Genomic DNA, 15,137 nt, shown 5'->3' with positions numbered 1-15,137 from the left:
GAAAAAGCCGGTCAGGGGCGGCAAACCTGCCATACCCATGGCGTAGGTTAAAAACAATCCGCCGATCAATGTGGCACGTGGCATCGCTGGAAGGACGCGCCACCCATCATCACCACGGCTCCGCCGGATAATGTCGGCCAGCAGGAAGAATCCGGCGGATAGCAGGGTGGTGTGAATCCAGTAATAAAGCGCGGCTTCAATGGATTCGGTGGTGTTCACACCCAAGGCAATCAGCAGCGTGCCCACGGAAGCCAGAATCAGGTAAGCGATTTGGCGGCGGAGATTCATGGCCGCCAATACGCCCAGTGTTGCCATGATGAGTGTCACGATCCCCAGCCATAGCTCCCAGGGGCCGATGAGATGTACCAGACTGGCCGGTGCGGTGTGTGCATCAAATAACGTGCCGTGAACACGAAGCATCGCGTACACCCCGACCTTGGTCATGATGGCAAACAGGGCGGCGACAGGTGCCGATGTTTCCGCATAAGTGCCGGGCAGCCATAAATACAGCGGAAAAGCAGCGGCCTTGATGGCAAACACCACGAACAGCATCAGACTGGCAGCGGCGATGACCCCGTACAGGCTGCTGGGTGCCTGACCGATTCTGACGGCCAGATCGGCAAGATTCAGCGTGCCCAGAACGCCATACAAAGCCCCGACAGCGAACAGGAACAAGGTCGAGCCCACCAGATTGATGACCATGTAATGCAACCCGGCCTTACTTCGCGCCGCGCCGCCACCATGCAGCATCAGACCGTAGGAGGCCAGCAAGAGCACTTCGAAGAACACGAACAGGTTGAATACATCCCCAGTGAGGAATGCGCCGTTCAGGCCGAATAATTGCGCCTGGAACAGCGCATGGAAGTGAGCACCGCGATGGTCTTCATTCGTGGCGATGGCGTAAGTGAGGCTGACGACACCGAGAAGCGCCGTCAGAAGCAGCATGAGCCCGGAAAGCCGGTCGTACATCCAGACGATTCCGAACGGTGCAGGCCAATCGCCCATGGGATAAACCTGTGGCGTGTTGCCTGCACCGCTTACGATAAGATAGATCGTCGCCAGCAGCAAAATGCCGACGCTGACTGCACTGATCAGACGCTTCAGGCGCCAACCGGCACGGTGCAGGGCGATCAGTGCAATGGCACTCAGGACGGGAAGAAACACCAGCAGAGCCAGTATTTGATCAAACGAATGGGATGCAAGATTCACGTTAGGGGTCATGCCGAAGGACCACCCTGTTCGTTCGCAGACGCGTCGTCCTCGCCATCGACATGATCATTCCCCAGTTCCGCGCGGGTCTTGAGCGCCAATACAATCACAAATGCCGTCATGGCAAAAGCAATGACGATGGCCGTCAGCACCAGGGCTTGCGGCAATGGATCGGTATAGCTCGCGCTATTGCCCAATACGGCAGCAGCGTCTGTTTTAAGCCGCCCCATGCCGAACAGAAAGAGGTTGACCGCGTAGGAGAGCAGGGTCAAACCCAGGACAACAGGAAATGTTTGCGCTCTTAATGAGAGAAATACGCCCGCGGCGGTCAAAAAGCCGATCAGGCTGGCAAAAAGGATCGACATCATTTGGCCACCTGCCCGGAAGTCTGAGCAGTGGGCTCGACCCGTGTGAGTTTGGCCATTTGGGTCAGCATGAGCACGCTGGCACCCATGACGACAAAGAACACACCGAGATCGAACAGCATGGCAGAAGCCACTTCAACATCCCCCACAACGGGCAAATGCAGGTGGGTGAATGCCGAAGTCAGGAACGGATAGCCAAGCACAATCGAACCCATCCCTGTTGCCAACGCGAGAAACAAACCCAGGGCAATCGCACCGTGCGTTGGCACACTCAAAGCGCGTTCGCTTGAATCAATGCCTTGAGCGAGATATTGGGTCATCAGCGCGCTGGCGATGATCAACCCTGCGATAAATCCACCACCCGGCGCGTTATGCCCACGAAGCAGAATGTAGATGCCGAACATCAATGTCATCGGCAGGAGCAGACGCGTTACCGTTTGCAACAATTGGGCATGCGCGATCCGACCACTGGCAATGGGAGATGACACGGCAGGCGGTAGTCGCATCCCCTGCAACAGCGCATAAACGCCCAGTGCGGCCAGCGCCAGCACGCTGATCTCACCGAAGGTATCGTACCCACGGAAATCGACGAGAATCACATTGACGACGTTATGGCCACCGCCTTCCGTGAGGCTGTTTGCCAGAAAATAACCGGCGATCGTATCGTAGACACGCGACATTACGGCATAAGTAAATAAGGCGATGCCCACGCCGCTCAGTACAGCGATGACAGCATCACGGCGGATTCGCGGACGATCTTTCGGATCCCGCTCCGAGCTGGTTTGTTGCGGCAGATAACGCAGCGCCAACAGCATCAAAATGACAGTAATCACCTCAACAGAGAGCTGGGTCAACGCCAGATCAGGCGCTGAAAAACGAATGAAAAGCAGGGAGACCCCTAAGCCGAGCACACTCATCAACAGCAGTGCAAACAATCGTTGACGGTGTTGATTAACCACCCACACAGCCGTACCCATCATGATGATCATGCCGGTTGCCGTCAGTGCATCAAAAGGAGCCGCCAGCGAATCGTTGCCGAAAAGTGGTGCCTGATAACTCAAGAACCCAATCAGGCCGGCAATCAGCGCGACGCCGGTCGTCCACAGAACCATCGGCTGCATGCGCCCCTGGTCGAAACGATGCGTTACGGCCTCTGCGGCGATCTGCATTAACGCCATGAGCCGATCGTAAACGGCGCGCGCGCTCAAGCGTCCAAAGCTATTTTCATGCCATCGGGTTAGCGGACGGCGCGACAAATACATCAGCAAACCACCCGCGAGCGCAATACTGCTCATCATCAATGGGGCATTGAAACCATGCCACAGTGCGAGGCTGAAATGAGGTGGCGGGCCATTGAGCACCGCACCGGCAGCCAGAGTCAGCAATCCGCCCACGAGCAGGGCGGGGAAGAGCCCGACGGCGAGGCACACGAAAACCAAAACATCAATCGGGATGCGCATACCGCGATGCGGTTCGTGAATTTCAGTGGGCAGATCAGGCGAGGGTGTGCCGAAAAACGTATCGTGAATAAAGCGGATGGAGTAGGCGACCGACATCACGCCCCCCAAGGTTACCAGCAGCGGCAAAGCCCAGTTCGAGCCGAACTCATGCGCCACATCGACCGCTTCGCTGAAAAACATCTCCTTGCTCAAAAAGCCATTGAGCAAGGGCACGCCCGCCATGGCCGATGCCGCCACAATGGCCAGTGCGGCCGTATGCGGCATCTTGCGCGCCAGCCCACCCAGACGGCGCATGTCGCGGGTGCCGGTTTCATGGTCAACGATGCCCGCGACCATGAACAGGGATGCCTTGAACGTGGCGTGGTTGATCAGATGGAAAATCGCGGCCACCGCCGCCATGGGCGTGCCAAAACCGAACAGAAGCGTAATCAACCCCAAATGACTCAGGGTGGAGTAGGCCAGTAATCCTTTGAGATCGTGCTTGAACAGCGCGGTGTAGGCACCGAGCAGGAACGTGATTAGTCCTGCTCCGCCGACCAGCAACAGCCACTCATTTGTACCGGAAAGTACGGGGAAAAGGCGAGCCAGCAGAAAGAGCCCGGCCTTGACCATCGTGGCCGAATGCAGATAGGCGGAAACCGGCGTCGGCGCGGCCATGGCATTGGGCAGCCAGAAGTGGAAAGGGAACTGGGCCGACTTGGTGAAAGCCCCCAGCAGAATCAGCAGCAAAATCGGCAGATACAACGGGCTTTGCCGGATTTCATCCCCGGCTTCGAGAATCACACTGAGGTTGTAGCTTCCGGCGACATGCCCAAGCAGAAGCACGCCGCCAAGCAGGGCCAGACCACCGAACCCGGTGACAGCCAACGCCATGCGCGCGCCATAACGTGCTTCCTTGCGATGCTGCCAAAAGCTGATCAGAAGAAAGGAGGAAAGCGAGGTGAGCTCCCAGAACACGACCATCTGAATCAGGTTCTCGGAAAGCACTATGCCGAGCATGGCGCCCATGAACAGCATCAAACTGGCAAAAAACCGGGCGGCGCTATCCTGTAAAGCGAGGTAATAACGCGCATAGACGATAACGAGCAGGCCGATGATCAGAATCAGGCCGGTAAACAGCAGACTCAGCCCATCCATTCTGAAGGCAAAATCGAGCCCGATGGACGGCATCCAGTGAAAACCGATGACATGCGCATCAGCCAAACGCCCCTGGGCGATGAATTGGGCGATCACGCCTCCCAGCAAAGCCAAGCACAATAACGTAACCGCCGCTGCCGCCCAGGCTGCTGCACGGCGACGCTTGCCACCAAACCAGGCAACGAATGGGGCGCTCAGAAAGGGGAGAAGAACAATAAGAACGATGGGGTTCAATAAACTCATGAAGTGGGTTAGCTCTCCCTTGAGCTTTTTGTGGCGTTTTTTATGGCAATCTTTCTGGCGACCTCCTGTTTTTCCGTCATTAGCGCCGACACGAAAAAACCGGGAGCGGATAAATATTCAAAATCAAACATGCCGTGAAATTTATCACAGCTTGCCGAATGCCAGGAACACATGGTCATATTTAAATGATTTTTGCCAGACTATGTCGCGACTTGACGCCCGGATGTTAGACTCTGCCATCTTTTTTGTATCATTATCCCCGACATCATTTTTAGCACACGATAAAACTCATTTTGCTTTTATTGAGAAATCAACACCTTGTTTCCTGACAAACCAGAACCTACCCGGATTTCACCAGACACGCACGGGCTTTTGACTTCACAGATCAGCGATCAAGCCCTGAACGTATTGCAGCGCTTGCATGATCAAGGCTATGCCGCCTATCTGGTGGGCGGTTGTGTGCGCGATTTGCTCCGAGGCCTGCGGCCTAAGGATTTCGATGTCGTCACGGATGCGAAACCCGAGCAGGTCAAATCGCTATTCCGGCACGCACGAATTATCGGCCGCCGCTTTCGGATCGTACACGTCATCTTCGGTCACGACATGATCGAGGTGACGACATTCCGCGGCGGCGATGAAGAGAGTGTCAGCCGTTCCCAAGAGGGCCGGATTCTTCGTGATAACGTTTTTGGCAGCATTGATGAAGATGTCTGGCGTCGAGATTTTGCCTGTAATGCGTTGTATTACAACTTCGCCAATGCCGAGATCGTTGACTATGTGCAGGGCTGGCAGGATATCGAAACCGGTCATCTACGCATCATCGGCAACCCCGTAACGCGCTATCAGGAAGACCCGGTACGCATGCTTCGGGCAGCGCGTTTCATGGCCAAGCTCGATTTCACCCTGACTGAAGATTCCGTTTCTGCCATTCAAGAATGCCGCGACCTGCTCAAATCAATCGCGCCGGCCCGTTTGTTCGATGAAAGCATCAAGATTTTCCAGGGTGGATATGCCTGGGCCGCCTTCCAGAAATTGCGCGAACTTGATCTGCTGGGTTACCTCTTTCCGGGGCTCGATGATCTGCTCAATCGCGACTATGACCGCATCTCGAGATTGGTCGAACGTGTACTCGTCGGCACGGATGAACGCGTCGGTCATCAGTTGCCCGTTAACCCCGCATTCCTGTTTGCCGGATTGTTATGGGCAGATTTGAGTCGCAGACGTGAACATTGGCTGCATCAACGCGTCGATTCCGAGGTGGCTTTTGCCCTGGCAATGGACGAAGTCATCGAGTCAACGGTCAAGCAGGTCGCCATTCCACGTCGACTGACAGATTTGATGCGCGTGATCTGGGCGCTCCAGCCCTCACTCGAACAAGCTGCCCAAGGCATGCCGATGGGCATGGCAATGACGGAACTTAAAGATCAGCAAAAACACCTGCTGGCCCATGCCTGGTTCCGTGCGGCGCTCGACTTTCTCTGTCTGCGCAGTGAAATAGGCGAGGTCTCACCCGATATCTGTCAATTCTGGCGCCAATACGCACCTGAACGTGACAAGGATTCCGGAGAAACCGTGCCTACCCACCTGCCTGAAGATTTTGCCCGGCATGGTGATCCTCAACGCCGCCCGCGTCGGCGACGTCCCCCGCGCCAGCCCAAGAACCCATCCACGACTAACTAACAAGCTAAAGCCACCCATCGATGCGCCAGGCCACAGACACGCCCCGTCCGCCCGATTCTGAATCAGATAATGTCCAAGCATTCATAGCCTTGGGCAGCAATCTTGAACAGCCGGTCAAACAACTCGCCCAGGCAGTTTCCGCACTTGATGGGTTGCCGGGCACCCAAGTGCTGCGCATATCACACATGTACGCAAATCCACCGATGGGGCCGCAGGATCAGCCGGATTACGTCAACGCCGTCGCCCTGATTTCAACCTGCCTGACGCCAGGCGCATTGCTCGAAGCGCTCAAAGGGCTGGAACAGTCTGCCGGACGGCTTTCCACTCGCGTATGGGGGGCGCGCGTGCTTGATCTGGATATTCTGACGTACGGCGATGTGGTTCTGAACACGCCTGTATTGACCATCCCGCATCCCGGGATTGCCGAACGGCGCTTCGTTCTGGCACCGTGGCATGAAATTGCGCCGGATGCCCGGTTACCGGATGGCCGTCGTATTGTGGAGCTGCTTTCATCTGCGCCCGAGCACCCATTGCACATCGTTGCTCCCCCAACGACTTCACAGAAAAGGCATTGAATACATGAGCAGCCAGACACTTCCCGGCGAAACCAGCACGAGTCCGCAGCGTGTAAAGCCGAAAACGCTGACCACCCTGCAGAAGGCTAAACGTGATCAAATACCGATCACGATGGTAACCGCGTATGACGCCGGTTTTGCCCGCTTGGCCATGGAAGCCGAAATCGACATCCTTCTTGTAGGCGATTCGCTCGGCATGGTCGTGCAAGGCCAACGCGATACCCTCAGCGTGACGATGGACGACATGATCTATCACACGAAGATGGTGCGCCGTGGTGCGCCTACGGGTCTGGTTATGGCGGATTTGCCCTTCCTCTCGGATACCGATATACCCACGGTGCTCCGCAATGCGGGGCGACTGATTCAGGAAGGTGGAGCGGATATCGTAAAAATTGAAGCCACGGCCGCCAAAGCGGATCTGGTGCAAGCCATGACGGATGCCGGTATCGCCGTTTGCGCGCATGTCGGGTTGCTGCCACAGAAGGTGCGACAACTCGGCGGGTATCGGGTGCGCGGTCGTGATATTGATGATGCCTCTGCCGTCATGCGTGATGCCGAAGTTCTGACCCACGCCGGTGCGTCCATGGTTCTGGTTGAATGTGTACCCAATACCCTGGGTGCGCGTATCGCCAAATCGATCGATGTGCCTGTCATCGGCATCGGTGCGGGTGTCGATGTCGATGGCCAGGTGCTTGTCATGAACGACCTGCTCGGAATGAATCCTCACCCGGCGCGTTTCGTGCGTGATTTTCTTCGTGGCAGGGGGGCGATTCTTCACGCGTTGCAAGCCTACGCAGTTGCTGTACGCAGCCGGAGTTTTCCCGCGGAACATGAAGGGTTCGTTTAATTGGAAATCATCCGCGATCTGAATGAATTATTGAACTGGCGGCAGGCACAAGCCAAAGCGGTAAGGAATGTCGCTTTCGTTCCCACCATGGGAAATCTCCATAACGGGCATCTGAACCTGGTAAAGGCTGCACAAAGTCGGGCGGATCGACCATCTGTATTGGTTTCCATATTCGTCAACCCGATGCAATTCAATGATATTAACGATCTGGCTCGGTATCCTCGTACAGAATCTGATGATATTGCGCTATTGACCCGGATTAACGTCGATGCGGTCTTACTGCCTAATGAGGCCGACCTGACACCGGAAACGGATGCGTTCACCATTCGTATCGACCCGGGCGAACTCGCCGCGCATTGGGAGGGGGCTGCCCGTCCCGGCCATTTCACCGGCATGGCCACGATTGTGACCAAGCTGTTTCATCTGGTCCAACCACAGGTTGCCGTATTCGGCGAAAAGGATTATCAGCAGCTGCAAATCGTGCGTCGTATGGTGCGCGATCTGAATATGCCGATAGAAATCGTTGGCGTACCGACGACACGCGCAGAAGACGGACTGGCGTTGAGTTCGCGGAATCGATTCCTGGAAGAAGATCAGCGTCGCACAGCGCCCCTGTTTCATTCCACACTGGTCGATACCGCGCACCAACTTAGTCTGGGAAAGCCGCTTGACAGCGTGCTGGAAAATGCCCGGACTCGATTAACCTCTGCCGGCTTCAAACTTGATTACCTTGCGCTTTGCCATCCCGACACGCTGGACCCGCTCCGCACGGCCGAAAGTGGCATATTGCTAGCGGCGGCCCGACTGGGCGCCATTCGGCTGCTTGATAATCAACCCGTGGTCATAGAGTAGGCCGCATTGCGCTACAATCTCGCTCAAAGCGTTTATCTGGAAAGACTGAATAATGAACCCGAATTACCTGGACTTTGAACAGCCCATCGCCGAACTGGATGCCAAGATTCGTGAGTTACGACTCATGGATAATGAAGCAGGGCTGAATATCAACGAGGAAATTGCGCGGCTCGAAGCCAAAAGCATGGAATTGACGCGGTCGATTTTCGGCAATCTGACCGCATGGCAAATCAACCAGATCGCTCGCCATCCGCAGCGCCCCTATACCCTCGACTACATCAAACACATGCTGACCGATTTCACCGAACTGCATGGTGATCGCGCATTCGCTGATGATGCGGCGATTGTCGGTGGCATGGCACGGCTTGATGGCATCCCGGTCATGGTGATTGGTCAGCAAAAGGGGCGCGACACCAAAGAAAAAATCCGCCGTAATTTCGGCATGCCACGCCCGGAAGGCTACCGCAAAGCCAAGCGTCTGATGGAGCTGGCCGAAAAATTTAAACTACCTGTTCTAACCTTCATCGATACACCGGGTGCTTATCCGGGGATAGAGGCGGAGGAGCGGGGGCAGAGCGAAGCCATTGCGCGCAATCTGTATGTGATGGCTGATCTCAAAACACCGATCATCGTCACCATTATTGGTGAGGGCGGCTCCGGCGGTGCGCTGGCGATCGGCATCGGTGATCACGTGATGCAGCTGCAATACAGCACCTATTCGGTTATTTCACCCGAAGGTTGCGCTTCCATTCTCTACAAGAGTGCCGACAAAGCGCCCGAAGCGGCCGAGGCGCTGGGTATCACCGCGCCACGCCTTCTGGAGCTGGGCTTGATCGACGAGGTCATCAGTGAGCCATGTGGCGGTGCTCACCGTGATATCGACCAGATGACCCAAACACTCAAAGCGTCACTCAAACGCGCGCTGATCAAGCATTCGAACCAGCCGATCAATAAATTACTGCACCGCCGCTACGATCGCCTGATGAGTTACGGCCAGTTTATCGATCGTTGAATTCCGTTTTCGACGTGTCGTCGTGAAACGATCAAACATGCCTAATGCTTCGCTACCAAACCTGCTCACCAAACCTCTGAAGGTGGTGCTGGCCAGTTCCGGTGGTGCCGATTCTCTGGGCGCTTTGGTGTGGTTGCACAACCAGTATCAACAGGGTGTGATCGATGAGATCGTCGTTGTCAGTATCGACCATCAACTCCATCCCGACTCGGCCGAATGGAGTGCCAGGGCGTGTCAGCAAGCCCGCTTTTTCTCAATTGAATCGCACTGTATTAAAATCGACGTGCCGACTCGAGGAATCCATGGACAGCATTCACTGGAGTCGCGCGCCCGCTTTGCACGCTACGAAGCGCTGCGATCATGGTTGCATCGCTATTACCAGCCCGAAGATGAACCCGTTCTGGTGACTGCTCATCATCTTGAGGATCAGGTCGAAACATTCCTGCTGGCTGCACTACGCGGCAGCGGTGCGGCGGGGTTATCTGCCATGCCCACCTTGACCCGGTTCGGCTCGGGTTGGCATTGGCGACCTTTTTTGCAAACACCACGGAGTGAATTACGACAGCTTTCGGCTTCGCTGCCCCTGATTCCGGTGGATGATCCCAGTAACCAAGACTTGTCCTACGATCGCAATTATCTGCGTGCTGAAATCCTGCCACGAATTCAGTCGCGCTGGCCACAAGGCTTGCTTGGTTTAGGCGAGGCAGCGCTCCAATCCGGTGATGATCTGGCATTGCTTGAATCACTTGCGGCCATTGATGGCAATCTCGAAAGCCTGGAGCGTTTGCCACTTAAGCCTTTGATCGCTCAGGCACCTTCCCGACAAGCCAATATTCTCCGCACCTGGATCAAGCATCACGGTGCGTTGATGCCCCCGAAGGCCCGATTGATCGAATTTCTCAGGCAACTTAAAACGGCGGAACCCGGTCAGCATCCTGAACTTGTCTGGGGTGACTGGTTGATCAGTCGGTATCGCGATGAACTCTGGTGGCGCACACGTCCAGACTCTCCGGCTCCTGAAGCGTTACTATGGGAAGACAAAACGCATTCGATTGAGTATTCACCCGGGAAAAGCATCCACTTGGTGCGGACGCAAATAACCGATCCGCTTGCCATCGGTGAGCGATGGTTGGACACGGATTGGCTGATACGCACACGACGTCCCAACGATCGTATTCAACCGCATGGCAGCGCCCACTCACGCAGCCTGAAAAACTGGTTTCAGGAGCACGCTTGTCCGCCATGGGTCAGGTCTTCAACCCCGGTTGTCGAAATTGAGCACCAACTGGCTTGTCTGGTTGGCTGGGCCGTCGATAGGCACTTTTCTCCCGAATCGGGCGAAGCCTCTTGGCGAATCGAACAAACCATTTGCAGGGAAGTATCTTGAATCGTCCACACACTGAAAAAAACCGGTTACAAATGATTCAGTCAAAACTGGATCACTGGCTCAATATCGCGCTGACGATGCTGCGCCAAGTGTTTGTTTTGCTGATGATCATCTACACGGCCATCTGCGTGATCAGCTTTGCCATCAAACTAAGTGCACTTTCCTTTGCCGAGGGCCCACTTGCCTTTTCGATCATCAATCAATTGCTGACCGATGGTCTGTATGTCCTGATTGTTCTGGCGATTGTGAAGTCGCTTTTTTTGAAGAACTCCTTCGACTACGCCGTCACGCTGCTCGAAACCGGCTTTGTGGTTCTGATTCGTAAATTGATTCTGTTACCCACCGACCCTACGGAATGGAAACTGCTTTTGATCCTGGGTGCGACATCAACATTGTTTTTCGTCCTGATCATCGTGACGTATTACTACCGCAGAAAATGGCTTATGCAGGACCAAGCCCGGCGGATTTCTGAAAAGAATCCCCATGCGGATATCGCATATGGAGAAAACAGACCATGATTGATCGCAGTGAGTTGCTGGACTATTGCGACCGGTTGCTGGACGTGGCCGCCTGGAATGATTACGCGCCCAATGGACTACAAGTGGAAGGGAAACCCAGGATTCAGCGTGTCATCACCGGTGTCACCGCGTGTGCGGAATTGATTGAAGCAGCGATCGATTGGCAGGCCGATGCCATCATCGTGCACCATGGTTTCTTCTGGAAAAACGAACCCCCAACACTTACCGGGATAAAGTATCGACGGATTGCCCGCCTGATCAAGCATGATATTAATTTGCTTGCCTATCATCTTCCACTGGATGCACAGCCGGAATTTGGTAACAATGCGGCGCTCTCAGAACAACTGGGTCTTGAACGTGTTATCCCTTTCGGAGCCATGCGACTGTCACTGGCTGGTGAATTACCGGCGCCAACTAAAGCGCAAGAGTTGGGAAACGCCCTTGAGCAGATACTTGGCCGAACGCCGTTGATCGTTGGCCCTGCGGATAAGCTGCTCCAACGGATTGGTTTATGCACGGGCGGGGCTCAAGACGGAATAGTCGAAGCTGTTCAAATGGGTCTGGATGCCTTCATATCCGGTGAGATCAGTGAGCGGACGACACACATCGCGCGGGAGGAGGGCATCACCTATTTCGCTGCCGGTCACCACGCAACAGAACGTGAAGGGGTTCGTCGCCTCGGTTTACAGTTGGCCGAGCATTTCGGACTGGTTGTTCGCTTTGTCGATATCGCCAATCCGGTATGAAGGCTAAGACTTTGCAAGTGCCGAATGCTGTTAGTAACCCTTTGAAAAAAAAGGTGATAAACACATCTGCAAAGCGATTAATGACACTTGTTTGACGTCAACACGCCAAGCGATGACACTCGTCTGGTTTGTGCTCTAAACTCGGGTTGGAAAATAGGCTCAAACAGCCGTGGTTTTCATGGTCAGCTATCGGGTGAAACCATTCCATAGCGGAGCGGGTAGGCTCTGGACCGTGCAGAATCGCCTCATAACGAAAAAGTTGGTGTTTAAATGAAACAAGGTTGGAGCGATTAATTAATGGCTGATGTTCCTGTCAATCCGGGTCGGCGTCGTTTTTTAACGGGGTCTGCCATCGCAGTCGGTGCTGTGGGTGCCGGCTTTGCCACAGTTCCTTTTCTCTCTTCATTCGAACCCAGCGCGCGTGCCGAAGCCGCTGGGGCGCCGGTTGATGTAAACATTAGCAAATTGGCCGAAGGTCAAATGGTGACCGTCGCCTGGCGCGGGCAGCCCATCTATGTCGTGCACCGCACCGACAAGATGGTTGAAATGCTACCCTCACTAGATAGCCAACTGCTCGACCCCAATAGCGCAGTAGCCAGTCAGCAACCGAAGTTTGCGGATAACTTCTACCGGGCTCGCAAAAAAAACATGTTCGTTGTTATCGGAATCTGCACCCATCTGGGCTGTGCGCCCATCTACCGCCCGGAAGTGGCGCCCAAGGATCTGGGCCCCGAATGGATCGGCGGTTTTTTCTGCCCCTGTCATGGCTCCAAATACGATATGGCCGGCCGGGTGTACAAGAGCATGCCTGCACCGCTTAACCTGCTTGTACCCGACTATATTTTTGCGACGGATGACGTTGTCCGAATTGGTGTTGCGGAGAATAAAGCATGATTAAAGAACTAGGCAAATGGGTCGATGATCGACTGCCCGTATCCCACTTCTGGAACGCTCACCTCGCAAAATACTACGTCCCCAAGAATTTCAATTTCTGGTACTACTTCGGTTCAATCCTGCTGGCTGTTTTCGCGATTCAGATTGTTACAGGAATTTGGCTCGCGATGAACTATAAGCCGTCTGCGGCCGAAGCGTTCAACTCCGTTGAATACATCATGCGCGACGTCAACTGGGGCTGGCTGATTCGTTACATGCATTCCACCGGGGCATCGTTCTTCTTTATCGCGGTTTATCTGCACATGTTCCGCGGGTTGATGTACGGCTCATACAAGAAACCCCGTGAACTGATCTGGATCTTCGGTGTTTTGATTCTGTTGACCCTCATGGCAGAAGCCTTTATGGGCTATCTGCTTCCCTGGGGCCAGATGTCCTTCTGGGGTGCGCAGGTCATCATCTCCCTGTTTGGCTCCATTCCATACATCGGGCCTGATCTCGCCCTCTGGATTCGTGGTGACTATGTTGTCTCCGATGTCACGCTCAACCGCTTCTTTGCCTTGCATGTCATTGCGCTGCCACTCGTACTGCTGTTTTTGATCGGCGGTCACATCATGGCGTTGCATGAAGTGGGATCGAATAACCCCGATGGCGTGGAAATCAAAACTAATAAGGATGAGCATGGTAAACCCCAGGACGGCATCCCGTTCCATCCTTATTACACAGTCAAGGACCTGTTCGGTCTGAGCGTGTTCCTGTTCCTGTTCGCTGCCGTGATTTTCTACTGGCCGGATGGCGGCGGGAAGTTTCTTGAAGCGCCCAACTTCATTCCAGCCGACCCACTGAAAACCCCGGAACATATCGCGCCGGTATGGTATTTCGCCCCGCACTACGCAATTCTGCGCGCGATCCCCGATAAGTTCCTTGGCGTGATGGCGATGGGGTCGGCCATCCTGATTTTGTTTTTCCTGCCCTGGCTCGATAGAAATGCTGTCAAATCAATTCGCTATCGCTCATTGGCATTCAAAGTAGTTTTATTTTCGTTCATCGTTGCCTTTCTGGGATTGGGGTACCTTGGCACCCAGCCAGTGACCTACTGGAACACCCTGTTCTCCCGAATTTTCGCTTTCATCTATTTTGGCTTCTTTGTCGCCTTATTCCTGGTGAGCAAATTTGAAACGACCAAACCTGTACCGGAGCGAGTGAAATGATTCGGGCTATCTTCATCATCGCCAGCGTAATGCTGGCAACGGCGGCCCAAGGTTCAGAGGGGTATGCCATTCCCCTACAGCACGTATCGGTCGATCTATCCGACAAGGCGGCTCTGTATCGAGGCGCTCTAACGTTCCAAGCGCAATGTGCAACCTGCCACACAGCAAAATACATGCGCTATGGCCGAGTCGCCTCTGACCTTCACCTTTCCGATGACCAGGCCAAGGCGTTATTGCCGCCTAAACTGAAGTTGGGCGATGAAATGGTTAACTTCATGCCTGCAGATTATGCCAAGCAGGTATTCGGCGTCGAGCCACCCGATCTGTCGCTGGTCGCTCGCGTTCGAGGCGCAGATTGGCTTTATACCTATCTCACTTCTTTCTACACAGACCCGACCAAACGTTGGGGCGTGAACAACGCTGTGTTTCCCGATGTCAATATGCCCGATGTGTTCGCAGCAGAGCAGGGTGTTCAGCAACCGGTCTACGCTGATGTGAAGATGCCAGATGGTTCAACAGAAAAGCGTCTGTCCGGCCTCAAGCCACCAGTCATTCCCGGTAGTTTGCCGCCTGAAGAATTTAACAGCATGGTCAAGGATCTTGTCTCTTACATGGTGTACATGTCTGAGCCGGCCAAAATGCAGCGAATGGATTATGGCCCGTATGTATTGGGATTCATTCTATTCTTCACCATACTCATGTTCTTGCTTAAAAAGGAATACTGGCGTGATATCAAGCAACCTGAATCCTAAAGAGATCATTTAATTCTGCTTTCAACCCAAGACCATGTAACGGTATGCTGTACATGGTTTCTTTTTTATCTGAAATTGCGCAACAGAAATGGGTTCTACTTGTGGGTAGAGGATCACGGGGTCGTCACCGACTATCTCTCCAACGGCGAACCGGCACGCGTTGTCGGCTTTATCAACGATGTAACTGATTACAAGACGATCGAAGTTACATTGCAAAAGGAAGCGACAAGAGATTCGTTGACCGGACTCTTC

The 15,137-nt window shown here is 54.4% G+C and carries 14 protein-coding genes; 11 read left to right on the top strand and 3 right to left on the bottom strand.

All coding sequences use genetic code 11. From position 1 onward, the window contains the following. The 3 genes from M7R55_RS06435 to M7R55_RS06425 form a co-directional block, all read right to left on the bottom strand. On the bottom strand, positions 1–1,221 hold a 1,221-nt coding region (locus tag M7R55_RS06435; RefSeq protein WP_298219526.1), incomplete at its 3' end, for a monovalent cation/H+ antiporter subunit D. Further along, the gene (locus M7R55_RS06430; RefSeq protein WP_298219528.1) at positions 1,218–1,574 is read right to left on the bottom strand and encodes a Na+/H+ antiporter subunit C; all 357 of its coding nucleotides are present in this window, start codon (positions 1,572–1,574) and stop codon (positions 1,218–1,220) included. The genes M7R55_RS06435 and M7R55_RS06430, both read right to left, overlap by 4 nt. Beyond that, positions 1,574–4,414, bottom strand: a complete 2,841-nt coding sequence (locus M7R55_RS06425; protein ID WP_298219525.1) for a monovalent cation/H+ antiporter subunit A — start codon at positions 4,412–4,414, stop codon at positions 1,574–1,576. The genes M7R55_RS06430 and M7R55_RS06425 overlap by 1 nt, the downstream gene beginning before the upstream one ends. 318 nt (positions 4,415–4,732) lie before the next feature. Between M7R55_RS06425 and pcnB the strand changes: the two genes are divergently transcribed. From pcnB to M7R55_RS06370, 11 genes are all read left to right on the top strand, one after another. Continuing rightward, positions 4,733–6,094, top strand: a complete 1,362-nt coding sequence (pcnB, locus tag M7R55_RS06420) for a polynucleotide adenylyltransferase PcnB (RefSeq protein ID WP_298219523.1) — start codon at positions 4,733–4,735, stop codon at positions 6,092–6,094. 20 nt (positions 6,095–6,114) lie between these two features. Continuing rightward, positions 6,115–6,669, top strand: coding sequence for a 2-amino-4-hydroxy-6-hydroxymethyldihydropteridine diphosphokinase (gene folK / locus M7R55_RS06415; protein WP_298219522.1), 555 nt, complete (start codon positions 6,115–6,117; stop codon positions 6,667–6,669). Between the two features lie 4 nt (positions 6,670–6,673). Continuing rightward, the gene (gene panB, locus M7R55_RS06410) at positions 6,674–7,516 is read left to right on the top strand and encodes a 3-methyl-2-oxobutanoate hydroxymethyltransferase (RefSeq protein WP_298219521.1); all 843 of its coding nucleotides are present in this window, start codon (positions 6,674–6,676) and stop codon (positions 7,514–7,516) included. Continuing rightward, positions 7,517–8,368 carry a pantoate--beta-alanine ligase gene (gene panC / locus M7R55_RS06405; protein ID WP_298219520.1) on the top strand — a complete coding sequence of 284 codons (852 nt, stop codon included), beginning with the start codon at positions 7,517–7,519 and terminating at the stop codon, positions 8,366–8,368. A gap of 52 nt (positions 8,369–8,420) precedes the next feature. Continuing rightward, positions 8,421–9,380, top strand: a complete 960-nt coding sequence (locus M7R55_RS06400) for an acetyl-CoA carboxylase carboxyltransferase subunit alpha (protein ID WP_298219519.1) — start codon at positions 8,421–8,423, stop codon at positions 9,378–9,380. Between the two features lie 37 nt (positions 9,381–9,417). Further along, positions 9,418–10,767, top strand: coding sequence for a tRNA lysidine(34) synthetase TilS (gene tilS / locus M7R55_RS06395; RefSeq protein ID WP_298219518.1), 1,350 nt, complete (start codon positions 9,418–9,420; stop codon positions 10,765–10,767). After that, positions 10,764–11,285 (top strand): hypothetical protein, encoded by a 522-nt coding sequence (locus M7R55_RS06390; RefSeq protein ID WP_298219517.1) that lies wholly within the window; start codon positions 10,764–10,766, stop codon positions 11,283–11,285. Before tilS ends, M7R55_RS06390 begins: the two co-directional genes overlap by 4 nt. Then, positions 11,282–12,031, top strand: a complete 750-nt coding sequence (locus M7R55_RS06385; RefSeq protein ID WP_298219515.1) for a Nif3-like dinuclear metal center hexameric protein — start codon at positions 11,282–11,284, stop codon at positions 12,029–12,031. Before M7R55_RS06390 ends, M7R55_RS06385 begins: the two co-directional genes overlap by 4 nt. Positions 12,032–12,328: 297 nt before the next feature. Beyond that, on the top strand, positions 12,329–12,925 hold the full coding sequence (petA, locus tag M7R55_RS06380; RefSeq protein ID WP_298219514.1) for a ubiquinol-cytochrome c reductase iron-sulfur subunit: 597 nt from the start codon (positions 12,329–12,331) through the stop codon (positions 12,923–12,925). Further along, positions 12,922–14,133 (top strand): cytochrome bc complex cytochrome b subunit, encoded by a 1,212-nt coding sequence (locus M7R55_RS06375; protein WP_298219513.1) that lies wholly within the window; start codon positions 12,922–12,924, stop codon positions 14,131–14,133. The genes petA and M7R55_RS06375 overlap by 4 nt, the downstream gene beginning before the upstream one ends. After that, positions 14,130–14,885 (top strand): cytochrome c1, encoded by a 756-nt coding sequence (locus M7R55_RS06370; RefSeq protein ID WP_298219511.1) that lies wholly within the window; start codon positions 14,130–14,132, stop codon positions 14,883–14,885. The genes M7R55_RS06375 and M7R55_RS06370 overlap by 4 nt, the downstream gene beginning before the upstream one ends. Positions 14,886–15,137 lie beyond the last annotated feature (252 nt).

It is taken from the genome of Halothiobacillus sp. (genome assembly GCF_027346185.1).
GTDB lineage: Bacteria > Pseudomonadota > Gammaproteobacteria > Halothiobacillales > Halothiobacillaceae > Halothiobacillus.
This window is presented reverse-complemented; position numbering and strand designations above follow the sequence as displayed.